The sequence below is a fragment of the Aquamicrobium sp. YD-1-mutant5 genome (assembly GCF_059509755.1).
The window spans coordinates 115,092-139,742 of the sequence record NZ_JCAKKP010000007.1 but is presented as its reverse complement, the minus strand read 5'-3'; the positions used below and the strand labels follow the sequence as shown (position 1 = coordinate 139,742).

The following is a 24,651-nucleotide window of genomic DNA, read 5'->3' as shown; positions in this document are numbered from 1 at the left end:
GCGCATTATGAGCCAGAACCGGAAAGCAGATCCCAACAACAAGGTCGCCGCGGAAAACCGCAAGGCGCGCTTCTCCTATGAGGTGCTCGATACGCTCGAAACCGGACTGGTTCTGAGCGGCACCGAGGTGAAGTCGCTGCGCGGTGGCCAGGCGAACATCCAGGAATCCTACGCCTCGGTGGAGGGTGGGGAGCTGTGGCTTATCAATTCCTATCTGCCGGAATATCTGCAGGCCAATCGCTTCAACCATGAGCCGCGCCGCCGCCGCAAGCTGCTGGTGTCAAAGCGGGAACTGGCACGGCTGGCGCAGAGCGTCGAGCGCGAGGGCATGACGCTGGTGCCGCTGAAAATCTATTTCAACGATCGCGGCCGCGCCAAGCTGCTGCTGGCCGTGGCGCGCGGCAAGAAGCTGCACGACAAGCGCGAGACCGAAAAGCAGCGCGACTGGAACCGCGAGAAGAGCCGCCTGCTCAAGGAGCGGAGCTGAGGCCGCAGGGCAGCCAAAGCTCTGCCGGCCAGTCTCTTCGGCTTTGAATCTATTTGCCCAGAAACGCGGCTATGTCTCTGAATACGCTGACGAACATGTCTTCCGTCAGCACACCGGTATTGGTGTTGTAGCGCGAGCAGTGATAGCTTGAGAACAGGGTAAAGCCACTGATCTCGTGGCGCCCGCCATGCTTGAACGGATACGCCGCCACCCGGCCGCCCAGCGTGCGCACCATCGACTGATGGGCGATGGAGCCCAGTGCCAGAACGGCGCTGAGGTTCGGAAAGCTTTCGATGGTGGGAATGAGAAAGCTGCGGCAGGTTGAGATTTCGGGGCCTGTCGGCTTGTTCTGGGGCGGTACGCAGCGCACGGCATTGACGATCGCCGTATCGATCAGTTGCAGGCTGTCATCGGGCCTTGCTTCGAAGCGGCCGCGGGCCATGCCGAATCGGATCAGCGTGGAATAGAGAAGATCGCCGGCATAGTCGCCGGTGAAGGGGCGCCCCGTGCGGTTGGCACCGCGCAGGCCGGGCGCAAGCCCGACAATGAGAAAGCGCACCGCTTCCCGCCCCTGCGGGGGCAGGAACGGCGGTACGGGAGCGTTGAACCAGTCTGGTTCCCGCGCGCGCCATTCTGCGATGAAATCATGAAGACGGGGGCACAGCGGACAGTTGCGGTCCGGATCGGTCACAGCCAGCATTGTCGCCACGCTCAGTCGTCGTCTTCCTCATCCTCGTCGGCATGAGCAAGTTCAGCGCGGCGAACCGCCTGTTCTCTGCCGACCTCGCTCTTCAGCGTCATAAGGTCGATGAAATGATCGGCCTGCCGGCGCAGTTCGTCGGAGATCATCGAGGGCTGGGATGCCATGGTGGAGACGACGGAAACCTTGCGTCCGCGCCGCTGCAACGCTTCAACGAGCGTGCGGAAATCGCCGTCACCGGAGAAGATCACATAGTGATCGACCACATCGGCAAGCTCGAGGGCATCGACGGTCAGCTCGATGTCCATGTTGCCCTTGATCTTGCGGCGTCCCGCCGCATCGGTGAATTCCTTGGCCGGTTTGGTGACGACCTTGTAGCCATTGTAATCCAGCCAGTCGATCAGCGGACGGATCGACGAATATTCCTGATCTTCCACCAGTGCGGTGTAATAGTAGGCACGAAGAAGATATCCGCGTTTCTGGAAGCTCGACAGTAATTTGCGATAATCTATATCGAAGCCGAGTGAACGCGATGTTGCGTAAAGATTTGCTCCGTCGATGAAGAGAGCAATCTTCTCCCGAGGATCGAACATGGAAAATATCCTTGTGGCAAATATAAAAAAGAAGATGAAACAAGCATCGACTGCATCTTTCAACGATGCGCCCGAGCCCCTGCCCATCCAAAAGAGCTATTCCTCCAAATAGCGTCAGCTTCGTGGCAGTCCAATGCTGTTTCCGTATAAATTGCTCACAAGTTTGTGGCACCTGCGTTGCAGCGTTCAAGGGCATGGCTTGTGTTTTTCCGGCATCCGGGTTAATGAGCGCGCCTGTTTTCCGTCAAATCCTTCGCATGAAAGGGGCATCCAATGGCCCGCGTCACCGTTGAAGATTGCATCGACAAGGTCGATAACCGCTTTGAGCTGGTCCTGTTGGCCGGTCATCGTGCCCGCCTGATCAGCCAGGGTGCGCAGATCACCGTTCCGCGCGACAACGACAAGAATCCCGTCGTTGCGCTGCGCGAAATCGCCGAGGAAACCCTTTCCCCGGGTGACCTCAAGGAAGATCTGATCCACTCGCTTCAGAAGCATGTCGAGGTCGATGAGCCGGAGGCCGAGGCCGTCGCAGTTCAGACGGGCGAGCTTCTTGCAGAGGCTACCGACGAGCCGGAAGAGAACATCACGTTCGACCGCATGTCGGAAGAGGATCTGCTGGCCGGCATCGAAGGCCTTGTCGCACCGGAAAAAAGCGACGATTTCTGACCCTTAGAGGCGAGACCGGCTCTTTCGCCGGCGCTTATTCGCAGCTATCTATGACATGCGTCGCGGTGTTCGCGGCGCATGTTTTATTTTTTGTTGCGAGAGTGCGCCCATGATGCGTCAGTATGAGCTTGTCGAGCGCGTCCAGCGCTACAAGCCGGACGTCAATGAGGCTCTGCTCAACAAGGCCTATGTCTACGCCATGCAGAAGCATGGCCACCAGAAGCGCGCTTCGGGCGATCCTTACTTTTCGCATCCTCTCGAAGTTGCGGCGATTCTCACCGACATGCGGCTTGACGAGGCGACCATTGCCGTCGCTCTCCTGCATGACACGATCGAGGATACGACCGCCACCCGCGCCGAGATCGACGAACTGTTCGGTCCCGAAATGGGTAAGCTCGTCGAGGGGCTGACCAAGCTCAAGAAACTCGATCTGGTTTCCAAGAAGGCTGAGCAGGCGGAAAATCTGCGCAAGCTTCTGCTGGCTATTTCGGAGGACGTGCGCGTTCTTCTGGTCAAGCTGGCTGACCGGCTCCACAACATGCGCACCCTTGGCCATATGCGCGAGGACAAGCGCCTGCGCATCGCCGAGGAAACGATGGAGATCTATGCGCCGCTGGCCGGACGCATGGGCATGCAGGAAATGCGCGAAGAGCTGGAAGAACTGGCCTTCCGCTACATCAATCCTGAAGCGCACCGCATGGTCACCCAGCGGCTGGCCGAGATTTCGGAGCGGGCCAAAGGCGTTCTGTCCGACATCGAAAAGGCGCTGTCGGAACTGTTCGGGAAATATGACATCAAAGCTGACGTCACCAGCCGTCAGAAGAAGCCGTGGTCCGTCTTCCGCAAGATGGAAACCAAGGCGCTGTCCTTCGAGCAGCTCTCCGACATATTCGGCTTCCGCGTCGTGGTGGACAAGATCGAGGATTGCTATCTGGCGCTGGGTGCCATCCACACCACATGGTCGATGGTGCCCGGCCGCTTCAAGGATTACATCTCGACGCCCAAGCAGAACGGCTACCAGTCGATCCACACCACGATCGTGGGGCCGTCGCGCCAGCGTGTCGAATTGCAGATCCGCACACTCTCCATGAACGAAGTGGCGGAGTACGGCGTGGCCGCGCACTCCATCTACAAGGATGGAACCTCGAAGAACGGGGCAGGGAGGGACGTTTCCAGCGAAACCAGCGCCTATGCCTGGCTGCGGCGTACTATCGAGCAGCTTTCGGAAGGCGACAATCCCGAAGATTTCCTTGAGAACACCAAGCTGGAGCTGTTTCAGGATCAGGTGTTCTGCTTCACGCCAAAGGGCATGGTCATCGCTCTGCCGCGCGGGGCGACGCCTATCGACTTCGCCTATGCGGTGCATACCGATGTCGGCGACAGCTGCGTCGGCGCCAAGGTCAATGGCCGCATCATGCCGCTGATGACCGAGCTGAAGAACGGAGACGAGGTCGAGATCATCCGCTCCAAGGCGCAGGTTCCGCCGGCGGCGTGGGAATCGATCGTCGTGACTGGCAAGGCGCGTTCCGCCATTCGCCGCGCGACCAAGAACGCCATTCGCAAACAGTATTCCGGCCTTGGCATGCGCATTCTCGAGCGCGCCTTCGAGCGCACCGGCAAGCCTTTTACCAAAGAAAGCCTGAAGCCGGTGCTGCCGCGGCTGGCGCGCAAGGATATCGAAGACGTGCTCTCGTCTGTGGGGCGGGGCGAGCTGTCCTCGGCCGATGTCATCAAGGCGGTGTTCCCCGACTACAAGGACGAGCGTGTCACCACGCCGGTTCCGAAGCAGCGCGAGGAAGGCTGGTCCCGCATCCGCAACGCCGCCGGCATGATTTTCCAGATGCCGGGGCGTTCTTCCCGCAAGGGCAAGAGCCAGCCAAAGGATGATGCCTTGCCGATCCGGGGCGTGCGCGGCGATCTGCCGGTGACCTTTGCGCCGGAAGGCGCGGTGCCCGGCGATCGCATCGTCGGCATCATCCAGCCCGGAGCGGGCATCACCATCTACCCGATCCAGTCGCCGTCGCTGACCGCCTTTGACGATCAGCCCGAACGCTGGATCGACGTGCGCTGGGATATCGACGAGAACAACCGCGAGCGTTTCCCCGCCCGCATCTCGGTCACGGCCATCAATGCGCCGGGTTCGCTTGCCGATATCGCGCAGGTGGTTGCATCGAACGACGCCAACATTCATACGCTGTCGATGGTTCGCACCGCACCCGATTTCACAGAGATGCTGATCGACATCGAAGTGTGGGACGTGAAGCATCTGAACCGGCTGCTATCGCAGCTCAAGGAGAATGGCAGTGTCAGCACTGCGCGCCGGGTGAATGGCTGACCGCTGCAGCAACCTGTCTGAAACGGAATTCGAGACCAGATGAATACTGCCGAAGTGCTTGATGTTTTCCGCTCCGCCGGCGCCGTGCTGGAGGGTCATTTCATTCTCACCTCCGGCCTGAGAAGCCCCGTCTTCCTGCAGAAGGCACGCGTGTTCATGCATGCCGACAAGACCGAGAAGCTGTGCAGGGCGCTGGCGGATCGTATCCGCGCCGAGGTTGATGGCAGGATCGACTATGTGGTCGGGCCTGCGATCGGCGGGCTGATCCCGGCTTACGAGACCTCGCGCCATCTGGGCGTGCCGGCCATCTGGGTGGAGCGCGAGCAGGGCGTGTTCAGGCTGCGCCGCTTCGAGATGGAGAAGGGTGCGCGCGTCGTCATCGTGGAGGACATCGTCACCACCGGCCTGTCGATCCGCGAGACCATCACCTGTCTGCGCGATCTGGGTGCCGAGGTTGTGGCCGCCGCATGCATCATCGATCGTTCGGCCGGCAAGACCGATGTCGGCGTGCCGCTGATCGCACTGGCCGAATATGAGGTGCCGGCCTATCCGGCGGACGCGCTGCCGCCCGAGCTTGCCGCCATTCCCGCGGTGAAGCCGGGCAGCCGCAACATCTGATACGCCATGATTATCGGCATCGGCAGCGACCTGATCGATATCCGCCGGGTGGAGAAGTCGCTCGAACGTTTCGGCGAGCGCTTCATTCAGCGTGTGTACACCGATATCGAGCAGGCCCGCTCCGAGGCACGGCGCGGCCGCGCGGCCTCCTACGCCAAGCGGTTCGCCGCCAAGGAGGCCTGCGCCAAGGCGCTGGGCACGGGCATTTCCCATGGCGTGTTCTGGCGTGACATGGGCGTAGTCAATCTGCCCGGTGGCAAACCCACCATGGCGCTGACCGGCGGTGCGGCCGTGCAATTGGCGAAGATGCTGCCGCCCGGACACGAGGCAGCCATTCATCTGACCATCACTGACGATTATCCGCTTGCTCAGGCTTTCGTGATCATCGAGGCATTGCCGGCTCGGCAGGGACTGCAAGGCCGGGCGGACGGTTCGCCGCCATAACGCCACATTGATCGTGCCTCACGCGCTGGTGTGCGTTTTACCCGGGCGTTGCTCCCGGCGCGTTCAACCCTTATAGAACCAACGCATGAACGAGGACGACATGAGCGTGGCGGATAAATCCCAGAAGAAATCGGGCGGACTTGGCGAAACCTTCAGCGTCATCGTCCAGGCGCTTCTTCTGGCGCTTGTCATCCGTACGCTGCTGTTCCAGCCGTTCTCCATTCCGTCCGGTTCCATGCGCCCGACGCTGCTGGAGGGTGACTATCTTTTCGTCACCAAGTGGTCCTACGGCTATTCGCGCTATTCGCTGCCGTTCTCGCCCAACCTGTTCTCGGGCCGCATCTGGGGTGGGGAGCCGGAGCGTGGCGATGTGCTGGTCTTCAAGTTCCCGCCGAACCCTTCCATCGACTACATCAAGCGCGTCGTCGGTCTGCCGGGCGACAAGGTTCAGATGCGTGGCGGCCAGCTGTTTATCAACGATGTCGCGGTGCCGCGCGAGAAGGTCGGCCAGATCGACAATCCCGACATCACCGAAGTTTCCCGCCCGGTCGACGTCTATCGCGAGACGCTGCCAAATGGCGTAAGCTACGACACGCTGGATCTGACGCCGAACGGTATCGGCGACGATACGCGCGAGTTCATCGTGCCCGACGGCCATTATTTCATGCTGGGCGACAACCGCGACAATTCCGCGGACAGCCGTTTCAGCGTCGGCTTCGTGCCCTACGACCATCTGGTCGGCCGCGCCAACATCATCTTCTTCTCGATTGCCGGGGGCGCCAGCCCGCTGGAAATCTGGAAGTGGCCGAGCGAGGTGCGTTTCGGCCGCCTGTTCGACTTCATCCGCTAGTTCCATGGTCGCCCCGAAGAGGTTGAGCGCCGAACAGCTTGCCGAAGCGGTTCGGGAGCGAACCGGCCACACATTCCGCGACCCGCAGCGCCTGCAACGGGCGCTGACCCATGCCAGCGCGCGCAGCGCCCATGCCGGTCTCGATTACGAGCGCTTTGAATTTCTTGGCGACCGGGTGCTGGGGCTGGTGGTGGCCGATATGCTGCTTGCCGCCTATCCTGACGCCGTGGAAGGCGAGCTTTCCCTGCGTCTGAATGCGCTGGTCAATGCCGAGGCGCTTTCCGAAATCGCCGAGGAAATCGGGCTCACCGAGCTGATCCGGGCGGGCGCTGATGTGCGCAATCTGGCCGAGCGCAAGCGCGTCAATCTGCGCGCGGATGCGCTGGAATCGCTGATCGCCGTTCTTTATCTCGATGGCGGGCTGGAGGCCGCGCGCGCCTTCATTCATCGCTATTGGAAGCCGCGGTCTCAGGCCATGGCCAGAGCGAAGCGCGACCCCAAGACGGAATTGCAGGAATGGGCCCATCAGGCCGCATCGGCCACGCCATCCTACAAGGTGGAAGGTCGCGAGGGGCCGGATCACGATCCGGTGTTCACCGTCAGCGTCGCGGTCGGAAAATTTGCCCCGGCGCAGGGACGGGGCCGGTCGAAGCGCGAAGCCGAGCAGGCGGCTGCAACCGCCTTGCTGGTGCGTGAAGGAGTGTGGGCTGATGAAGGACATGCAGCATGAGCGAAACTGAGAATGTGCCCGCCACCCGTTCCGGTTTCGTGGCGCTGATCGGCGCGCCGAATGCCGGCAAGTCCACGCTTGTCAATCAGCTGGTCGGCACCAAGGTATCCATCGTCACGCATAAGGTGCAGACGACGCGCGCTCTGGTGCGCGGCATCGCCACCTATCATGCCGCGCAGATCGTGTTCATCGACACGCCCGGCATCTTCAAGCCGCGCCGCCGGCTGGATACGGCCATGGTCACCACCGCATGGGGCGGGGCGAAGGATGCCGATGTCGTGCTGGTGCTGATTGATGCCGAACGCGGCATCAAGGGCGACGCCGATGCGCTGCTCGATCGTCTGGCCGATGTGCGCCAGCCGAAAATTCTGGTGCTCAACAAGGTCGATCGCGTCAAGCGGGAGAACCTGCTGGCGCTGGCCTCCGCTGCCAACGAGCGTGTCGCTTTCGAGCGCACCTTCATGGTTTCCGCGCTCACTGGCTCCGGTTGCGAGGACCTGCTCGATTATCTGGCCGAAAAGCTGCCGGCCGGGCCGTGGTATTATCCGGAAGACCAGATTTCGGATCTGCCGATGCGCCAGCTTGCCGCCGAGATCACGCGCGAAAAGCTCTATCTGCGCCTGCATCAGGAGCTTCCCTATTCCTCTCACGTCGAGACGGAGCGATGGGAGGAGAAGAAGGATGGCTCTGTGCGCATCGAGCAGGTGATCTATGTCGAACGCGACAGCCAGAAGAAGATCGTTCTCGGTCACAAGGGCGAAACCATCCGCGCGATCGGCGAAAGTTCGCGCAAGGAGATCGGCGAAATCCTCGATCAGAAGGTGCATCTGTTCCTGTTCGTGAAGGTCCGCGAGAACTGGGGCGACGACCCGGAGCGCTACCGTGAAATGGGTCTGGATTTCCCGCATTGACGGGCTGCGCTTGATTTCGCCTGCGAAGCGGTGAAAAGCTCCCGCCATGGAATGGAGAGACGAGGGAATCATTCTCGGAACCCGCAGGCATGGCGAAACCAGCGTCATCCTCGAAGTGATGACGCGCACGCACGGCCGGCACATGGGCATGGTGCGCGGCGGGCGTTCGCGTCGGTTGCAGCCGGTTCTCCAGCCCGGCAACCGCGTCGACCTGATCTGGCGGGCGCGGCTTGACGAGCATCTGGGCACATTTCAGGCAGAGGCGCTGGAAATGAATGCGGCGCGGCTGATGGACAGCGCCGTGGCCGTCTACGGGATCCAGCTTGTCGCCGCGCATCTGCGCCTGCTGCCGGAGCGGGATTCCCATGGCACGCTCTACGAGGCGCTCATGGTCATGGTCGAGCATCTTGCCGACCCCGAGGCCGCGGGCGAACTTCTCGCACGCTTCGAGCTTTTTGTGCTGGAGGAACTGGGCTTTGGCCTTGATCTCAGCGAATGCGCCGCCACCGGCGCGCGCGCAGAACTCGTCTATGTCTCTCCGAAATCCGGCCGCGCGGTGTCGCGCGAGGCGGGCCTGCCCTGGCACGACAGAATGCTGGCGTTGCCTGCCTTTCTTGAACAGGGCCCGGGCCGCCGTGCCGACGAGGCGGCTCTCGAAGACGCGTTTCGTCTCTCCTCCTATTTCCTCAACCGCCATGTCTATGAACCGCGCGGCATCGAGCCCCCAGATGCGCGTGCCGGTTTCCTGACGGCGCTGCGCCGGCATTTCGCTGCCGCAAGGGCGCTGAACGGAGGCACAGCCGCATGAGATCCGCACGGCATATCGTCCGTGGCGGCTTCTCACCGAACTAAGGGGCGCTCATGTACGAGCTTGCAATCATTGCCGTCATCGTTCTCTTCGTAATCGCCGCGAGACAGCAAAAGCGGCTGAACCGCTTCGAGGCGGACCTCGTTGCACTGCGTAAGTCTTATGAGCAAGGTGCCCGGCCGGTCGTTGCCGCCGTGGAGGCAGCCAGTACGCCTTCCGTTTCGGGGCCTGCCGAACCGCTTTCGGTGGAAGAGCCGGTTGAAGCAGGGGAGGCAGTTCCTCCCGAAACGGACGATACCATCGAAGACGCCGATGGACCGTGGGTAAAGACAGCCGTAGCGGCGAATGCAGAGGCTGAGGACGTCGCTGCGTCGCCAGTTCCAGAAAAGGCCAGACGCGACATAGAAACTGCGCTCGGCACGCGCTGGGCCGTCTGGGTCGGCGGTGTCGCACTGGCGCTCGGCGGGCTGTTCCTGGTGCGCTACACCATCGAGGCCGGCATATTCGGTCCCCGCGTGCGCCTCACCATGGCAGCCCTGTTCGGCATGCTTCTCGTCGCGGCGGGCGAATTCGTGCGCCGCCGGGGCTGGAAGGTGCCGGTGGCCGGCGCTGCCGCTGCCTACATACCGGCGATACTGACTGCCGCCGGCGCATTCACCCTGTTCGGCGCGCTCTTTGCCGCCCATGCCGTCTATGGCTTCCTCGGGGCGGCAAGCGCCTTCTTCCTGCTGGGAATTATCGCGGTCGCAACCATAGTCGCGGCGCTCGTCCACGGACAGGCGCTCGCCGGCATCGGCCTGTTCGGCGCGCTGGCGACGCCTGCTCTGGTGTCCAGCCAGTCACCCAACGCCTGGGCGCTGTTCGGCTATCTGGCAATCGTTCTGGTTGCGGCCGCCATCATCGCGCGCATGCGCCGCTGGCGCTTTCTCATCTCGGCGGTTTGCGTCGGCACAGGCATCTGGACGCTGCTCTACCTTGGAACCGTCCCGGTTCAGGCCCCCATGGTCGTCACCGTGTTCAGCGCCGTGGTCCTTGCCGTTCTGGTCTTCATCTGGCTTTCCGGGCCGGCGGACGAAGACGACAGGGCGGACCTGGTGTCCATCATCCCGGCCTTCTTTGCCGGCGTGACCTCTCTTTTCATGTTTGTTCTTGCCAGTGCCAGCCCATGGCAACCGGCATTCATCGTGGCGATGATGGTCGTGGCCGCGTTCTGGCGTCCTGCATCCGTCGCGACCCTTCATGCCGCCGGTATCGTCACCGTGCTTGCTTCCATTCAGATGATGCCGGTCTTCGACCTCTATGCCGGATGGTCCGCAGGCCCGGTCATGATCGACGGGGTGGCGCGCATGGTGCGGGGCGGCTTTACCCTGCCGGTCAGCCTGTTCCTCGGACTGCTGTTCCTCGCGGCTGGTTTTGTTGCCGCGCGCCGCCATCTGCTGCGATCGCCATGGTTGTCCGCCACATGGGTTTTCTGGGCCGTGACTGTGCCGCTGATGCTTCTTGTGTCGTCGTGGGTGACATTCGGCAACATCGATCAGGATTACCTGCGTGCTGGCGTGGCCTTGCTTCTGTGCCTTGGCTTCGTGGCTGCCGGAGAATGGCTGGCGCGCGCCGAACGGCCGCCGCTGACCGGCGGCGCGGCGGTCTCCTGTGCGCTTGCGGGAGCAACGGCGGCTGCGCTGCTGTTCCTCCACATGGGCTTCGGTTCCGGCATGACCACGGTGCTGGCCGGTGCTTTTGCCGTGATCCCGGCTCTGGCCACACGTCACCGTTCTTATCCGGTGCTGGGCTGGCTTTCCGCAGCGGCCCTCGTCACCGCGCTCGCCCGCGTGGCGTTCGATCCGACCATCGTGGGAACTGAGTTCCTGTCGCGCACGCCGGTGTTCAACTGGCTGCTGCCCGGCTATGGCGTGCCTGCTCTGGCATTCGGCTTTGCTGCCTGGCAGCTTGCCCGCACCACCGCCGGGCGTCCACGCCTGATCATGGAGGCCGGCTCCGCGCTGTTCGCGCTGCTGACTGTGGCCATGCTGGTGCGCCACGCCATGCATGATGGGGTGATCTCCTCCGGCGCGCCGACACTTGCTGAACAGGCGATCTACACGCTGATCGCGCTTGGCGCCGGCGGCATTCTCATCTCGCTCGACATGCGTTCGCCGAGTTCCGTCCTGCGTGTCGGATCGCTGGCGGCCGGCGTGGTGTCGGCGCTGTTCATCTGCGGCCAGCATTTCATTGCCCTCAACCCGCTGGTCACCGACGAGTCGACCGGGCGCATTCCGGTGTTCAACCTCCTGTTTCTCGCCTATCTCCTGCCGGCCGTTGCGGCCTTCGCGCTGGCCTGGTATGCGCGCGGCAAGCGCCCCAAATGGTACTCGGCGATGCTGGCGCTGCTCGGCGCGCTGCTTGCCTTCGCCTATGCCACCCTGTCGGTGCGTCGCCTGTTCAAGGGCGAGTACATTGCCTGGTGGAGCGGCATGGAGCAGGTGGAAACCTATTCCTATTCGGCACTGTGGCTGGCAATGGGCGTGGTTCTGCTGGTCGCCGGCGTGCGCTTCGGCTCGCAGGTGCTGCGCATCGCATCGGCCGCGCTGATTTCGATTGCGGTGCTCAAGGTATTCCTGTTCGATATGTCCGAACTGGAAGGTGTGCTGCGGGCCCTGTCCTTCATCGGACTTGGCGGGGTGCTGATCGGCATCGGCCTGTTCTATCAGCGTCTGCTGACGCGCTCGGCGGCAGCGGGGCGCAGCGAGGTCTGAAGCAATGGCTCTCGAACTCTATGCCCATCCGTTTTCCTCCTTCTGTCAGAAGGCGCTCATTGCACTCTACGAAAATGGAACTGCGTTCGACTATGTGATGCTGTCGCCGGAAAACCCTTCGGCGATGGAAAGACTGCAATCGCTGTGGCCGGTGGCGAAGTTTCCGATGCTCATGGATGAAGGCAAGCCCATACATGAGGCCACCATCATCATCGAGCATCTGCAGGCTTTTCACTCCGGCCCGGTGCGGCTCATACCGGAGGATCCGAAGCTTGCCGTAGAGGTTCGCTTCATGGACCGCTTCTTCGACAACTACATTTCCACGCCGCAGCAGAAGCTGGTCCTCGACGTGCTGCGCGCGCCCGGCGAGCGCGACCCGAAGGGCGTGGAAGATGCAAAGCGTATGCTGGAAAAGGCCTATGGCTGGCTGGACGGCCACATGGCCGGCCGGCAGTGGGCCGCCGGTGACGGCTTCAGCCTTGCCGACTGTGCGGCCGCACCTGCGCTGTTCTACGCGGACTGGTCGCATCCGATCCCGGATCAGTTCGCGAATGTACGCGCCTATCGCCAGCGGCTGAACAAACGTCCGTCCTTTGCCCGCGCCATAGACGAGGCGCGCCCCTACCGCGCCTTCTTCCCGCTAGGCGCGCCTGACCGCGACTGAGCCGTTTCCGCGCAGCTTTTCCAGCGTGCTGAAGCGTTTCAGGAATGCTTCCTGCGCGAAGGTGACGGATCGTGGCGTCACGTCGAACCTGTCGGCGCTGATCCCGCGTGGCCGCCCGAAGAACTGGGCTGCCTCCGCCGTCGAAAAGCCGGCAAGCAGCGTCGCCTCGAAATAGGCGGCCACCTGATCGGCGCGCTTGATATCCCTGACAAGGCCGGCTGACAGAACGGCCGGCAGCGAAAAGCGCAGGTGGATCGCGCGTTGAAGCCGGTGCTCGCATTCCTTGTAGCCGCCGCCGACCACAGACTTGAAGGGCGAAATCATATCACCGATCACATATTCGGGCGCATCATGCAGCAGGGCCGCAAGCCGGGCCTCGGGCGAAGGTGTCCTGGCCTGAGCGCAGAAGATCGCCTCGACCAGCAATGAGTGCTGGGCCACCGAAAAGGCGTGAGAACCGATGGTCTGGCCGTTCCAGCGTGCCACCCGCGCCAGTCCGTGCGCTATGTCCGAAATCTCGATATCGAGCGGAGAAGGGTCGAGCAGGTCGAGCCGGCGGCCGGACAGCATGCGCTGCCAGGCACGCGCTGGTGCTCCGGCGCGGTCGGCCATCAGCCGTTCTCCGCAGCAGTCGCGCCTTCCGGGAAGGTGAATTTCGCCCAGCCGGGTATGGCAAGCGTGACCGGGATGCCATCGGCGAGGATTTCCCTGCCGTTGTCGATGGCGCTCTTCACCCGGTCGATCCGGGCAATTGCCAGACCCTGCTTGCCGGATACGGAACCCAGCGCGCCGACAGGCTTGCCTTCCACGGTAAGCTCCGTGCCGGGTGCGGGCAGGGGGGCATCGGCCGAAACGAGCAGGACGCGCCGCCGCGCCGTGCCGCGATGCTGCATGCGCGACACCACTTCCTGCCCCACATAGCAGCCCTTGCCAAAGCCGACACCGCTCATCTGATCGAGCAGCACGTCATGCGGGAAGGCGTCACCGAGCTGGAAGTCTGCGCCGCTTTCCGCCACTCCGCCGGCGATGCGCAACGCATGCCATGCGGCAAGATCGCCGCCGTCCCCGGAGCCTTGCTCCGCGCCATAAATGCGCACGACATCGCCTTGCGGAAAACGTGCATCGCGCAGTGATGTTGAATCAGTCTCTGAAGATGCTGAATCATTTTGCCATGCGACAGTTACAACCGCTTGTTCCGGTTTGGAAATTTCAGCCTTGGTGCGCAGCTTGTACATCAGCAGCCGGCGATGGAGGTCGGCGGCAACATCTGCCCGGCATTCGAGCCGGAACGCATCCGGCCCTGCGCGCGAGATCAGGAAATCGAACAAGATCTTGCCCTGTGGCGTCAGCAGCGCGCCGGGTTTGACCTCGCCATCCGCAAGGGACTCGACATCGACGGTGAGGATGTTCTGCAGGAAATGCTCTGCTTCGGGGCCGGCGACGGTGATGACGGCGCGATCTTCAAGACGGGCGATGGGCATGGACGGAAACGAGCCTTGAGTCTGCAAAGGATCGCCTCTAGGTAGTCCTCCCGTCGCGCGCCCGCAAGTCGGGGCACAGCCGCTACTGCCATTCCGGAGCCGCCGGGAGTTTCCTCCCGCTTCAGTCGCCGGCCACGAAGAACGCCCAGCGTCCCTCCGGCGTGATGCCGAGGCGATAGAAGATGTAGGCCCCGAACTGCTGCATGTCCTCGTAGTCGCCGGCGGTGACGATCTTGAACAGCTCGACCCGCTGGCGCGGATCCAGCTTTTCGAGCGGCACGGCGAAGAAATAGGGCCAGACATAGAGTTCCTGCGGCGTGCCGGCTTCCGTGTGCACGAAGCCGGCGCTCAGCACCTCTTCCATGATCGCCAGAATTTCCTGGCCCTCGCTGTCTCCCGACAGCCCCTTCAGGAATTCGATCGGATCGCCTTCGACTTCGGTGAGGGAAAGCTGTGTGCCACTGTCCCCGGTGCCGACCAGCGGCCTCAGCCTGTTGATGTCGCCGGTCTTGCAGGCTTCGAGAATGAGGCCGTGCATGCGCCGGACAGGTTCAGGCAGGCGCTGAAGATCGTAGATGATCTCCGGCAGGGGGGTGTCTCCGGTATTTTCGGCCTGCCCTTCGTCATCTTCGCCATCCTGTGAGGGCGATTGCGCGTCACCCGGCTTCTCCGCGTCGCCGGACGGCGGCTGGGAGGTGTGGATGGGATCGGGGATCGGGACCGTCGCGGGCGATGAGTCGTCCGAACCGGCTGGTGCGGAAAGAGGCGGAGGCAGTTCTTCGCGCTTGATCTCGCTGAGTGCAGAGGCCGATGGGATCGTTGCTACAAGTGCCGTGGTGGTCAGCACTGAAAGGCCCAGAGCGCATACGGCAAGCCTGAGCACAGAGGTCTTGCCGGAAAGTCGAAGTTTCAAGGTCCGCATCTCCATGTCCAGCCGGATGATGCCCCACCGCGCCAGTTGCGTCAAAGTCCGTATCGGCTTCGGGATAAGACTTGCAGATAAAGAAGCTGTGGGGAAGCGTATGGAGCGGGCTCTGGCCCGATACGATTCGGAAGCGGTATCAGTGACGCATGCGATGCGGCTCGAAAGCGCCGCCGATCACCTTTTCGCGCATCCGGTCCAGCATGCTCAGCGCCGCCTTCTCGCCATTGGCGCGCAGCATCTCGCAAAATGCAGTCTCCAGCGCGGCCTCGGCGATGATCTCAGGCTCGATACCGGCCGAAAGGCCTTCGGCCCAGGCTTCGTTATGGCTTTCGACGGCGGTCAGGCGTTTTTCTTCCCTGACGATGGCGTCGATGTCACTGATACTGTGTTCCATACGCAACACTCACCCTGTTCAAGCAACGATCCTTCAAATTAGGATCAAAGTTGAAACGTCCCTTTAATGTCCCATTAAGACTTCTAGCATGCCTTCCCGGATTTGTGCGGGCGCTTTGCCGGAAAAGTTAATGGTTTCCTAATTGCCGTAGCGCGAGGCGATGTCCCGGGTCAACGCCTCACCTTCCTTCATGTACCGATTGATGGCCGCCGTGGCCGAAGGCGTGCAGCTTTTGTAGGTTTCGCCGAAGCTGCGATAGCCCCGGTTGAAGGATGCGATGAAGCGCGCGCGCCGCTCCGGATCGGGATTTTCCGATTCGAGCAGCTTTTCCATGCTGTTGCGCCACTCCGAACCGTCCTCACCGCACAGATTGCGCAGGAAATGCAGCGAGCCGAATATTTCGGCAAGGCGCATGAGACCGGGCTCGAAAGGGGCTTCCGCAGCGGGGGCAGGCGTGGCCGCCAGCATGCACGACATGGAAAGGCAGACGGCAACGGAATGGACAAGGCGTTTCATGATGCTGCCTCGCCGGACAATATGTCGCGCACCGGCCTGATTCCGGCGAGCAGTTCCTCGGCCACTTCCATCACCGAAGCGGCCAGCGGCAGGGCGCGCATGTCGTCCAGCGAATAGAAGGCGGCACTTGCGGCATCGTCGCCCGCCACCGCTTCGCCACCCGCATAGGCGGCCGCGAACACGGTCAGACGATAGTCGACCGGATGGTTGTCGGAAGCGCCGTCGATGAAGATGGTGCGCACCGGCCTGTAGCCGGTTCCCTCCAGCGCTGTTTCTTCCACCAGCTCGCGGCGCGCAGCTTCTTCCGGCGTCTCGCCCGGCTCCTGCTTGCCGCCCGGAAAGGCATAAAGACCCTGAGAGGGCGCCCGGCCGCGCTTCACCAGCAGCACAGTGTCGCCGCGCATGAGCGCGACGGATACGGCTGGGATTTCCGGCAATGTCGTCATCTTGCCAATGTCATCATGTTGCAGCTGCGCCGAACTGTTCTTGTGGAAGGAGCGCCTGTGGCTGCTTTAGCGGTTGCACGCGCCCTGATCCATGCCCACCTTGGCAATACAGCAGAAAAAGGGTGCATTCATGTGCGGGCGCTTTGCGCTGACGGCAACCGCCGACCAGACCGCCGCTTTTCTCGGTGTCGGCGAGTTGCACGATTTTCCGGCGCGCTACAACATCGCGCCGACACAGCCGATCCTGATGGCGCTGGCGGCTCCCACGCGTCCGCCCGGCTCCAACCTGCCTGATCGCGAGGCTTTGCTGGTGCGTTGGGGGCTGATCCCTTCCTGGGTGAAGGATACGCGGAGCTTTCCCCTGCTCATCAATGCCCGCTCGGAGGAGGCGGCCACAAAACCCTCGTTCCGCACCGCGATGCGCCATCGGCGCGCTCTGGTGCCGGCCTCCGGTTTCTATGAGTGGAAACAATCCGGGACGGGGAAGGGGCAGGCTTACTGGCTGCGCCCGCGCGATGGCGGGCTCGTCGCTTTCGCGGCGCTGATGGAGCCTTACTCGGAGCCGGGCGGATCGGAGATCGATACGGGAGCCTTGCTCACCACTTCCGCCAATTCGGCAATTGCGCATATTCACCATCGCATGCCGGTCGTGATCGGGGAAAAGGACTTTGCGCGCTGGCTGGATTGCCGCACGCAGGAACCGAGGGATGTGGCCGATCTGATGAAGCCGGCCGATCCGGATTTCTTCGAAGCTGTCCCGGTCTCCAGTCTTGTCAACAAGGTGAGCAATACGGGGCCGGAAATACAGGAAGAAGTCAAAGAGCAGAAAGCTGTTCCCGAACAGGGGGAGCCTTCCAAAGACAAGTCCGGCCCGGAGAGCTCCGGCAACAAGAAACCGGGTGACGCGCAGATGTCATTATTTTGACCAGATAGTAAAAATCCGGCCATCATGCAGCTGCGCAAGCCTTCGCCATGATGAACGCCGTCAGGACCGCTGCGTGGCGGGCCTGAATAATCACGCCGGGCGCGGCGAGATAAACTTCTGGACCGGCTTCTTCTTCTTGGTCATGTGCATGAGCGCGGCTGCAACGGCTGCCGGGCCGATGGCGCGGTACTGATTTGCCAGAACCGGTCGTTCAGGTTGCTTTTGCTGCGGCTTTTTCGACATTTTTCTTCCCCGATGCCGAGATTAACTTGTACTTCCAGTAAATGATACCTGATTCCGTCGAAATAGTGGCGTGACGGTGCGTTCTTTTGGGCTTCTTTCAGGCTCTGATTACATGTTTAATAAAATCTTTCATTGTTGCCGCTGATGGGTGCCTGCCCTGCATTTTCGTCGGGCGTTGCGGCTTGACGGCAACAGAATCGAAGGCGATAAAGCCCGGATGAAGATGTCCTTCGCCATTTGTGGCATTTCAATTATTGGCTAGCCGCGCGCTGGCCCGGACGTTTTCGCCCCATCTTCCTTTCAGATCGGACAAACGACCCGGCCAGCAGGCTGAAGGGCAACCGCGTGTCTGATTGAACCGGCGATGCCGGGAAGGAGAAGAATGTCTGCAACAGCCAGTGGCCTGCGCCTGACCAACACGCTCACCCGCACGAAGGAGGATTTTTCTCCGATCGATGCCTCGAACGTGCGCATGTATGTGTGCGGCCCGACCGTCTATGACTTCGCCCATATCGGCAATGCGCGCCCGGTCATCGTCTTCGATGTGCTCTACCGGCTGCTGCGTCACGTCTACGGCGCGGATCACGTCACCTATGTGCGCAACATCACCGACGTGGACGACAAGATCAACGCGCGCGCCCTGCGCGATTTCGGCGACGATATCGCCGCCGGCCGCCTCACCCTCAACGAGGCCATCCGCAAGGTGACGGAAAAGACCGCCGACCAGTTCCACAAGGACGTGAAGGCGCTCGGCTGCCTGCCGCCCAATTTCGAGCCGCGCGCGACCGAATTCGTCCAGCCCCGCGAGGACGGGCGTACCGACATGATCGGCCTGATTCAATCTCTCATCGAACGGGGCCATGCCTATGAAGCGGCAGGGGAAGTCCTGTTCGACACGGCCTCCATGCCGGATTACGGCGAACTCTCGAAGCGCCCTCTGGACGAGCAGCAGGCGGGTGCGCGCATCGCCGTCGACACGCACAAGAAGAACCCGCAGGACTTCGTGCTGTGGAAGCTTTCCTCGCCCGAGGAACCCGGTTGGGAGAGCCCGTGGGGCCAGGAGGCGTGGACAGCCGCAGGCTGGACGGGGAAACCGAAGGGCCGGCCGGGCTGGCACATCGAGTGCTCGGCCATGTCCTCGGCCTATCTCGGCGAGATCTTCGATATTCACGGTGGCGGGCTCGATCTGATCTTTCCGCACCATGAGAACGAGATTGCCCAGTCACGCTGCGCGCACGGCACGTCCGTCATGGCCAATTACTGGATGCACAACGGCTTCCTGCAGGTCGAAGGGCAGAAGATGTCGAAGAGCCTCGGCAACTTCTTCACCATCCGCGAACTGCTGGAAACCGATAGCTTCGGTGGCCGCGAATGGCCGGGCGAGGTGCTGCGGCTGGCCATGCTGATGACGCATTACCGCGAGCCGATCGATTTCGCCGTGCGCAAGCTGGAGGAAGCGGAAAACACGCTGCGCAAATGGAAACGCGCCGCCGATCTGGCTTCCGCTTCCGCCGTAGAAATTCCGGCCGAAGTGGTTGCCGCGCTGTCGGACGACCTCGCGACCTATTCTGCCTTCCAGTTTCTGACGCAGCTGGCGGGAGACGCAATCGATGGCAATGAAAGCGCCGCCGCTTCGCTGCGTGCCGCACTTGAGTTTCTCGGCTTCGATGTCAGTGCCGAAGTGGACAAGGCGGCCGTGGATGAGGCGATTGCCGCCCGCCTTGCCTTCATTGCACAGAAGAACTGGGCCGAGGCCGACCGCATCCGCGACGAATTGCTGGGGCAGGGCGTGCAGCTGAAGGATGGCAAGGACCCTGCCACCGGCGAACGCATCACGACATGGGAGGTGAAGCGATGATCGACCATACCGGAATAGCAGTGACCGATTTCGAGGCCTCGCGAAAGTTTTACGATGCGGCGCTGGAGCCGCTTGGCGCTTCGCTGGTGATGACTGTGCCCGAGGAGTTCACCGGTGGACTGAAGGTTGCCGGCTATGGCTATGACCGGCCCCAGTTCTGGCTGCACGAGGCGAAGGAGGCAGGCCCCGGCCGCCATTATGCCTTCACCGCCGACAAGCGCGCGGAAGTCGATGCGTTCTACGAGGCCGCGATGGCTGCTGGCGGAACCGACAACGGCGCGCCGGGCGTGCGCGAGCACTATCATCCGAATTACTACGGCGCCTTCGTTCTTGACCCTGACGGCAACAATATCGAGGCCGTCTGTCATCATCCGGAGTAAGCGTCGATGAGCCTCGACAACAAACCGGTCTGGGCCGGCGGCTGTCAGTGCGGCACGGTGCGGTTTCGCGTCGAGGGTGCGCTGGGCGATGCGTCCGTCTGCCATTGCCGCATGTGCCAGAAGGCGTTCGGCGCGTTCTATGCGCCGCTGGTCTCGGTGGATGAAGCAGGCCTTCGCTGGACGCGCGGCGAGCGCAAACTGTTCCGCTCCTCCAATCTGGTCGGGCGCGGCTTCTGCGGCGATTGCGGCACGCCGCTGACTTACGAAGCGCCGGATGGAATTGCGCTGGCCATCGGTGCTTTTGACGATCCGTCCGGCATCGCCCCCGTCATTCAGTTCGGCATCGAGGCAAAGCTGCCCTATGTGGACACGGTTTGCACCCTGCCGGGCAGGGACACCATGGAGGACGAGCAGGCTGTGGAATTTCTCGCCCGCATCGTCTCCTTCCAGCATCCCGATCATGACACCGAAATCTGGCCTGCAAAGGACACGACCATATGAGCACGGAACTGCGCGGCCTTTATCCGGAGATCGAACCGTTCGAGACCGGAATGCTCGATGTCGGCGACGGCCACACCATCTATTGGGAGCGCGTGGGCACGAAAGGCGGCAAGCCGGCCGTGTTTCTGCACGGCGGGCCGGGCGGCACCATCTCGCCAAAACATCGGCGACTTTTCGATCCGGCGCTCTATGATGTGATCCTGTTCGACCAGCGCGGCTGTGGAAAATCGCTGCCCAACGCCTCGCTGGAGGCCAATACCACATGGCATCTGGTGGCCGACATCGAGCGGCTGCGGGAAATGTGCGGGTTCGACAAGTGGCTGGTGTTCGGCGGATCATGGGGCTCCACCCTGGCGCTTGCCTATGCTGAGACGCATCCCGAGCGGGTGAGCGAGCTGGTGGTGCGCGGCATTTACATGCTCACGCGCGCCGAACTCGAATGGTATTACCAGTTCGGCGTCTCGCAGATGTTCCCGGACAAATGGGAGCGCTTTATCGCTCCGATCCCGGAAGAGGAGCGTGGCGATATGATCTCGGCCTACCGCAAGAGGCTGGTGGGCAGCGACCGCGCCGCGCAGGTGGAAGCGGCGAAGGCATGGAGCATCTGGGAAGGCGAGACCATCACGCTCCTTCCCGAACCCGAGACCAGCGATCCGTTCGCCGTGGATGACTATGCGGTCGCCTTCGCGCGCATCGAGAACCATTATTTCGTCCATGCCGGATGGCTGGAGGAAGGGCAGTTGCTGCGCGATGCCGGCGAGCTGAAGGACATTCCCGGCACCATCGTTCATGGCCGCTACGACATGCCGTGCCCGGCGCATTATGCCTGGGCGCTGCACAAGGCATGGCCGAAGGCCGAATTCCATCTGATCGAGGGGGCAGGGCACGCTTATTCGGAGCCCGGCATTCTCGACCGGCTGATCCGCGCCACCGACGCATATGCAGGCAAGGCCTGAGCGCAGGAATTTCTACCAACTTCCGGCCAGAATCCGGTTCGGGGGCAGGCAAAGAGCAGGGCAATGAAAGAGCGACTTTACCTCTACGATACGACTTTGCGTGACGGCCAGCAGACGCCGGGCATTGATTTCTCGGTCGAGGACAAGATTGCCATTGCCCGCATGCTGGATGAATTCGGCCTCGACTATGTGGAAGGCGGCTATCCGGGGGCCAACCCGACGGACACCGCATTCTTCACGGAGAAGCGCACCCGGCGTGCGCGCTTCTCCGCCTTCGGTATGACCAAGCGCGTCGGCGTCTCCGCCTCGAACGATCCGGGGCTGGCGCTGCTTCTGCAATCGCGTTCGGACGTGGTCTGCTATGTTGCCAAAAGCTCGCAATACCAGGTGCGCGTGGCGCTGGGCTGCACGGACGAGGAAAACCTCGACGCCATCCGCGCTTCCGTGGAGGCGGCGATCGCCGCCGGCAAGGAAGCGATCATCGATTGCGAACACTTCTTCGACGGCTTCAAAGCCAATGCGGATTACACGCTGGCTTGCGCCCGCACAGCCTGTGAGGCGGGTGCGCGCTGGGTGGTGCTGTGCGACACCAACGGCGGCACCCAGCCGGCGGAAGTGCGTGAGATCGTCGGCAAGGTCATCGCGGCCGGCATTCCCGGAAGCCATCTCGGCATCCATGCCCATGACGATACCGGGCAGGCGGTGGCCAATTCGCTGGCCGCGGTCGAGGCCGGTGCGCGGCAGATTCAGGGAACCCTGAACGGCATCGGCGAACGCTGCGGCAACGCAAACCTCGTCACCCTGATCCCGACGCTTGCCCTGAAGCCAAACTATGCGGATCGCTTCGAGACCGGGATCACGCCGGAGCGGCTGGCGACAATTGCGCATCTGTCGCGTTCGTTCGACGAGCTTCTGAACCGCGCGCCCAATGCGCAGGCGCCCTATGTCGGCGCATCCGCATTCGCCACCAAGGCCGGCATCCACGCCTCGGCGCTGGCCAAGGAGCCGAGCACCTACGAACATGTCGAGCCCGAAAGCATCGGCAATCGCCGCAAGGTGATGGTGTCGGATCAGGGCGGCAAGGCCAATTTCATCGCCGAGCTCAAGCGGCGCGGCATCGAGGTTTCGCGTGACGATTCGCGGTTGGATACGCTGATCGCCATGGTCAAGGAGCGTGAGGCGGAAGGTTATGCCTATGAGGGGGCGGACGCCAGCTTCGAGCTGCTGGCCCGCCGCACGCTTGGCACGGTGCCGGATTTCTTCAGTGTCGAAAGCTTCCGCTGCATGGTGGAGCGCCGTTTCGACGTAAACGGCCAGATCAAGACCGTTTCCGAAGCCATCGTGAAGGTGGTGGTGGAGGGGGAGGTGCGCATGTCCGTGGCTGAAGGGCATGGCCCGGTCAACGCGCTCGACATCGCGTTGCGCAAGGATCTCGGCCGCTATCAGAGCGAGATCGAGGATCTGGAGCTTGTCGATTACAAGGTGCGCATCCTCAACGGCGGCACCGAGGCCATCACCCGCGTGCTGATCGAATCGCAGGATGCAAGCGGCGCGCGCTGGTGGACGGTGGGCGTATCCGACAATGTCATAGACGCATCGTTTCAGGCGCTGATGGATTCCATCGTCTTCAAGCTGATGAAGAACCGCGAACTTGCCGGGCTGGTTGCCGCCGAGTAAGGAAGGCTCGCGTCGCCTGCGTTGATCCATCAACGAAAGACGATTGAACCATGAGAAGTTTGAAATGGTTCTGTCCGTCGGGCGGGTCCATATGGTCGGCATGAGCATTGAAGGGATTGAAAAGCCGGGCGAGACCGACGTAACTGCCAGACGCGGCTTCGCGCTGGGGCTGGGAGCCTATTTCCTGTGGGGGCTGCTGCCGATCTACATGAAATGGGTGGCGCATCTTCCGCTGATGGAGGTCGTCGCCAACCGCGTGGTCTGGTCGCTGCCGATTGCGGCGGCCGCGTTGGTCTGGCTCAGGCGCACGGCAGACTTCAAGGTGGCGATCCGCTCGCCGCGCCTGATGGCGATGGCAGCCCTCACAGCCACCATCATCACCTTCAACTGGAGCCTTTATGTATGGGCGATCGCCACTGACCGCGCGATCGAAACAGCGCTTGGCTATTACATCAATCCGCTGGTGAATGTGCTGATAGGCGCGGTGATGCTTGGAGAGCGCCTGAACAGAGTGCAGACGCTTGCGGTTGGGCTCGCCGCTGTCGCTGTCGCTATCCTCACTTATGAGACCGGCACCTTGCCGTGGGTGTCTCTGGCGCTGGCATTGTCGTTTGCCGCCTACGGCTATTTCCGCAAAACGCTGCCGCTGGGGCCCAGTCAGGGGTTTCTGCTGGAGGTCCTTATCCTTTCTGTTCCGGCCTCCATATATCTTGTGTGGCTGAATGCGAGCGGTGCCGGACACATGGTTTCGAGCAGTTGGCCGGATACGCTGCTGTTGCTTGGCTGCGGCCCGATCACCGCGATTCCGCTTCTGATGTTTGCCTTCGGCGCCAAGGCGCTGCGCCTGTCGACGCTGGGGCTGATGCAATATATCGCCCCGACCATGGTGTTTCTGATTGCCGTGTTCGTGTTCCACGAGCCGTTCGGCAAGGCCCAGCTTGCAGCGTTTGCGCTGATCTGGTTTGCGCTCGCGATCTACACCTGGTCGACCCTGCGGGAAAACAGAGCCGCTACATCTTCTCGATAATGGACGGTACGCCCTCGGCCGGCGTGCCTGTCGCCGATGCGGCCGACAGGATGGTTGGCACGATGGCTTCGACGTCTTCGACGACGAGCGGGCGCACGTGATGCGCGGTATGGATGAAGCCTTCATCGCGCATATGGTCGAGCAGCGCGATCATCGGGCTCCAGAAGCCGCCGATGCTGGCGAAGACCATGGGCTTGCGGTGATGGCCAAGCTGGGCCCAGGTCATCATCTCCACGATTTCCTCGACAGTGCCGATGCCGCCCGGCAGCGCGACAAAAGCATCTGACTCCTCGAACATGCGCTGCTTGCGCTGGTGCATGTTGTCGGTGATGACGACCTCGTCCAGCCGGTCCAGTCCGGTTTCGGTTGCTTCCTTGTTCATGAGGAAGCGCGGAATGATGCCAAGCACCTTGCCGCCCGCGCGCATGGAACCCTCGGCCACCGCACCCATGATGCCCTTCGTGCCGCCGCCATAGACGAGACGCAGGTTGGACTGGGCCAGAGCGCGACCGAGCGCGCGCCCGGCTTCGATATAGGCTTTGTCGTTGCCGGGAGAAGAGCCACAGTAAACGCAGACGGATCGAATCGTGTTCATATCGGATTGGTGCTAGGGCTTTGTGTATGGGTCAACCCTGTTCCTGTGTTTTTCTTGTCGGTACATGCAAAACAGGCTAGATCGCAGCGGAACAGGATCTTCCGGACTGTACCGGTAAAGGTCTTGCGCCGACGAAGATCGGGTGTGATCGGATGTCATCACGCGACC

General features: G+C 62.2%; 28 protein-coding genes. 18 read left to right on the top strand and 10 right to left on the bottom strand.

Features of this window, described 5'->3' with window-relative positions; translation table 11 throughout:
- Window positions 1-7: 7 nt before the first annotated feature.
- A complete protein-coding gene (smpB, locus tag AC5XE7_RS12620; protein ID WP_239798384.1) occupies window positions 8-487 on the top strand; it encodes an SsrA-binding protein SmpB in 480 nt (159 codons plus the stop codon).
- 49 nt (window positions 488-536) lie between these two features.
- Here smpB and AC5XE7_RS12615 read toward each other — a convergent pair whose 3' ends face one another.
- Together AC5XE7_RS12615 and AC5XE7_RS12610 are read right to left on the bottom strand one after the other, a co-directional pair.
- On the bottom strand, window positions 537-1,187 hold the full coding sequence (locus tag AC5XE7_RS12615; protein WP_495366287.1) for a uracil-DNA glycosylase: 651 nt from the start codon (window positions 1,185-1,187) through the stop codon (window positions 537-539).
- A gap of 11 nt (window positions 1,188-1,198) precedes the next feature.
- Window positions 1,199-1,780 carry a LabA-like NYN domain-containing protein gene (locus AC5XE7_RS12610; protein ID WP_239798386.1) on the bottom strand — a complete coding sequence of 194 codons (582 nt, stop codon included), beginning with the start codon at window positions 1,778-1,780 and terminating at the stop codon, window positions 1,199-1,201.
- A gap of 273 nt (window positions 1,781-2,053) precedes the next feature.
- Here AC5XE7_RS12610 and rpoZ point away from each other — a divergent pair, with 273 nt between their 5' ends.
- The 10 genes from rpoZ (at window position 2,054) to AC5XE7_RS12560 (ending at window position 12,559) form a co-directional block, all read left to right on the top strand.
- Complete coding sequence (rpoZ, locus tag AC5XE7_RS12605) at window positions 2,054-2,446, top strand: DNA-directed RNA polymerase subunit omega (protein ID WP_239798387.1); 393 nt, start codon at window positions 2,054-2,056, stop codon at window positions 2,444-2,446.
- A 109-nt stretch (window positions 2,447-2,555) separates the two neighbouring features.
- Window positions 2,556-4,781 carry a RelA/SpoT family protein gene (locus AC5XE7_RS12600; RefSeq protein WP_239798388.1) on the top strand — a complete coding sequence of 742 codons (2,226 nt, stop codon included), beginning with the start codon at window positions 2,556-2,558 and terminating at the stop codon, window positions 4,779-4,781.
- 39 nt (window positions 4,782-4,820) lie between these two features.
- The gene (pyrE, locus tag AC5XE7_RS12595) at window positions 4,821-5,399 is read left to right on the top strand and encodes an orotate phosphoribosyltransferase (protein WP_239798389.1); all 579 of its coding nucleotides are present in this window, start codon (window positions 4,821-4,823) and stop codon (window positions 5,397-5,399) included.
- A gap of 6 nt (window positions 5,400-5,405) precedes the next feature.
- On the top strand, window positions 5,406-5,843 hold the full coding sequence (gene acpS, locus AC5XE7_RS12590) for a holo-ACP synthase (protein WP_495366286.1): 438 nt from the start codon (window positions 5,406-5,408) through the stop codon (window positions 5,841-5,843).
- 100 nt (window positions 5,844-5,943) lie between these two features.
- Window positions 5,944-6,693 carry a signal peptidase I gene (gene lepB, locus AC5XE7_RS12585; protein ID WP_239800982.1) on the top strand — a complete coding sequence of 250 codons (750 nt, stop codon included), beginning with the start codon at window positions 5,944-5,946 and terminating at the stop codon, window positions 6,691-6,693.
- 4 nt (window positions 6,694-6,697) lie between these two features.
- A complete protein-coding gene (gene rnc / locus AC5XE7_RS12580; RefSeq protein ID WP_495366285.1) occupies window positions 6,698-7,423 on the top strand; it encodes a ribonuclease III in 726 nt (241 codons plus the stop codon).
- The gene (era, locus tag AC5XE7_RS12575) at window positions 7,420-8,334 is read left to right on the top strand and encodes a GTPase Era (RefSeq protein ID WP_495366284.1); all 915 of its coding nucleotides are present in this window, start codon (window positions 7,420-7,422) and stop codon (window positions 8,332-8,334) included. The genes rnc and era overlap by 4 nt, the downstream gene beginning before the upstream one ends.
- Before the next feature lie 46 nt (window positions 8,335-8,380).
- The gene (gene recO / locus AC5XE7_RS12570) at window positions 8,381-9,142 is read left to right on the top strand and encodes a DNA repair protein RecO (RefSeq protein ID WP_495366283.1); all 762 of its coding nucleotides are present in this window, start codon (window positions 8,381-8,383) and stop codon (window positions 9,140-9,142) included.
- Window positions 9,143-9,195: 53 nt separating this feature from the next.
- Window positions 9,196-11,895 carry a DUF2339 domain-containing protein gene (locus AC5XE7_RS12565; RefSeq protein WP_495366282.1) on the top strand — a complete coding sequence of 900 codons (2,700 nt, stop codon included), beginning with the start codon at window positions 9,196-9,198 and terminating at the stop codon, window positions 11,893-11,895.
- Window positions 11,896-11,899: 4 nt separating this feature from the next.
- Complete coding sequence (locus tag AC5XE7_RS12560; RefSeq protein ID WP_495366281.1) at window positions 11,900-12,559, top strand: glutathione S-transferase family protein; 660 nt, start codon at window positions 11,900-11,902, stop codon at window positions 12,557-12,559.
- On the opposite strand, the gene AC5XE7_RS12555 is transcribed toward AC5XE7_RS12560, so the two are convergent.
- From AC5XE7_RS12555 to AC5XE7_RS12530, 6 genes are all read right to left on the bottom strand, one after another.
- Window positions 12,536-13,174 (bottom strand): HD domain-containing protein, encoded by a 639-nt coding sequence (locus AC5XE7_RS12555; protein ID WP_495366301.1) that lies wholly within the window; start codon window positions 13,172-13,174, stop codon window positions 12,536-12,538. The two genes, AC5XE7_RS12560 and AC5XE7_RS12555, sit on opposite strands and share 24 nt — an antisense overlap.
- Entirely contained in the window at window positions 13,171-14,040 is an 870-nt protein-coding gene (gene ygfZ / locus AC5XE7_RS12550) for a CAF17-like 4Fe-4S cluster assembly/insertion protein YgfZ (protein ID WP_495366280.1), read from the bottom strand. Before ygfZ ends, AC5XE7_RS12555 begins: the two co-directional genes overlap by 4 nt.
- A 121-nt stretch (window positions 14,041-14,161) precedes the next feature.
- The gene (locus AC5XE7_RS12545; protein ID WP_495366279.1) at window positions 14,162-14,953 is read right to left on the bottom strand and encodes a hypothetical protein; all 792 of its coding nucleotides are present in this window, start codon (window positions 14,951-14,953) and stop codon (window positions 14,162-14,164) included.
- A 148-nt stretch (window positions 14,954-15,101) separates the two neighbouring features.
- Window positions 15,102-15,359, bottom strand: coding sequence for a hypothetical protein (locus AC5XE7_RS12540; RefSeq protein WP_183828878.1), 258 nt, complete (start codon window positions 15,357-15,359; stop codon window positions 15,102-15,104).
- 138 nt (window positions 15,360-15,497) lie between these two features.
- The gene (locus tag AC5XE7_RS12535; protein WP_495366278.1) at window positions 15,498-15,875 is read right to left on the bottom strand and encodes a TIGR02301 family protein; all 378 of its coding nucleotides are present in this window, start codon (window positions 15,873-15,875) and stop codon (window positions 15,498-15,500) included.
- On the bottom strand, window positions 15,872-16,321 hold the full coding sequence (locus tag AC5XE7_RS12530) for an NUDIX hydrolase (protein WP_495366277.1): 450 nt from the start codon (window positions 16,319-16,321) through the stop codon (window positions 15,872-15,874). Before AC5XE7_RS12530 ends, AC5XE7_RS12535 begins: the two co-directional genes overlap by 4 nt.
- Window positions 16,322-16,451: 130 nt before the next feature.
- Here AC5XE7_RS12530 and AC5XE7_RS12525 point away from each other — a divergent pair, with 130 nt between their 5' ends.
- Window positions 16,452-17,246 (top strand): SOS response-associated peptidase, encoded by a 795-nt coding sequence (locus AC5XE7_RS12525; protein WP_495366276.1) that lies wholly within the window; start codon window positions 16,452-16,454, stop codon window positions 17,244-17,246.
- 90 nt (window positions 17,247-17,336) lie between these two features.
- Here the strand turns inward: AC5XE7_RS12525 and AC5XE7_RS12520 are convergent, their stop codons facing one another.
- Entirely contained in the window at window positions 17,337-17,489 is a 153-nt protein-coding gene (locus tag AC5XE7_RS12520) for a hypothetical protein (RefSeq protein WP_239798398.1), read from the bottom strand.
- 382 nt (window positions 17,490-17,871) lie between these two features.
- On the opposite strand from AC5XE7_RS12520, the gene cysS reads away from it, so the two are divergent.
- From cysS to rarD, 6 genes are all read left to right on the top strand, one after another.
- Window positions 17,872-19,347, top strand: a complete 1,476-nt coding sequence (cysS, locus tag AC5XE7_RS12515; protein WP_495366275.1) for a cysteine--tRNA ligase — start codon at window positions 17,872-17,874, stop codon at window positions 19,345-19,347.
- Entirely contained in the window at window positions 19,344-19,727 is a 384-nt protein-coding gene (locus AC5XE7_RS12510) for a VOC family protein (protein ID WP_183828896.1), read from the top strand. The genes cysS and AC5XE7_RS12510 overlap by 4 nt, the downstream gene beginning before the upstream one ends.
- A 6-nt stretch (window positions 19,728-19,733) precedes the next feature.
- Complete coding sequence (locus AC5XE7_RS12505; protein WP_495366274.1) at window positions 19,734-20,228, top strand: GFA family protein; 495 nt, start codon at window positions 19,734-19,736, stop codon at window positions 20,226-20,228.
- On the top strand, window positions 20,225-21,184 hold the full coding sequence (gene pip, locus AC5XE7_RS12500) for a prolyl aminopeptidase (protein WP_495366273.1): 960 nt from the start codon (window positions 20,225-20,227) through the stop codon (window positions 21,182-21,184). Before AC5XE7_RS12505 ends, pip begins: the two co-directional genes overlap by 4 nt.
- A 63-nt stretch (window positions 21,185-21,247) precedes the next feature.
- Window positions 21,248-22,861, top strand: coding sequence for a citramalate synthase (cimA, locus tag AC5XE7_RS12495; RefSeq protein ID WP_495366272.1), 1,614 nt, complete (start codon window positions 21,248-21,250; stop codon window positions 22,859-22,861).
- Between the two features lie 100 nt (window positions 22,862-22,961).
- Window positions 22,962-23,888 carry an EamA family transporter RarD gene (gene rarD, locus AC5XE7_RS12490; protein WP_495366300.1) on the top strand — a complete coding sequence of 309 codons (927 nt, stop codon included), beginning with the start codon at window positions 22,962-22,964 and terminating at the stop codon, window positions 23,886-23,888.
- Here rarD and AC5XE7_RS12485 read toward each other — a convergent pair.
- Window positions 23,872-24,483 (bottom strand): LOG family protein, encoded by a 612-nt coding sequence (locus AC5XE7_RS12485; protein WP_239798404.1) that lies wholly within the window; start codon window positions 24,481-24,483, stop codon window positions 23,872-23,874. The genes rarD and AC5XE7_RS12485 overlap by 17 nt on opposite strands.
- Between the last annotated feature and the right edge of the window lie 168 nt (window positions 24,484-24,651).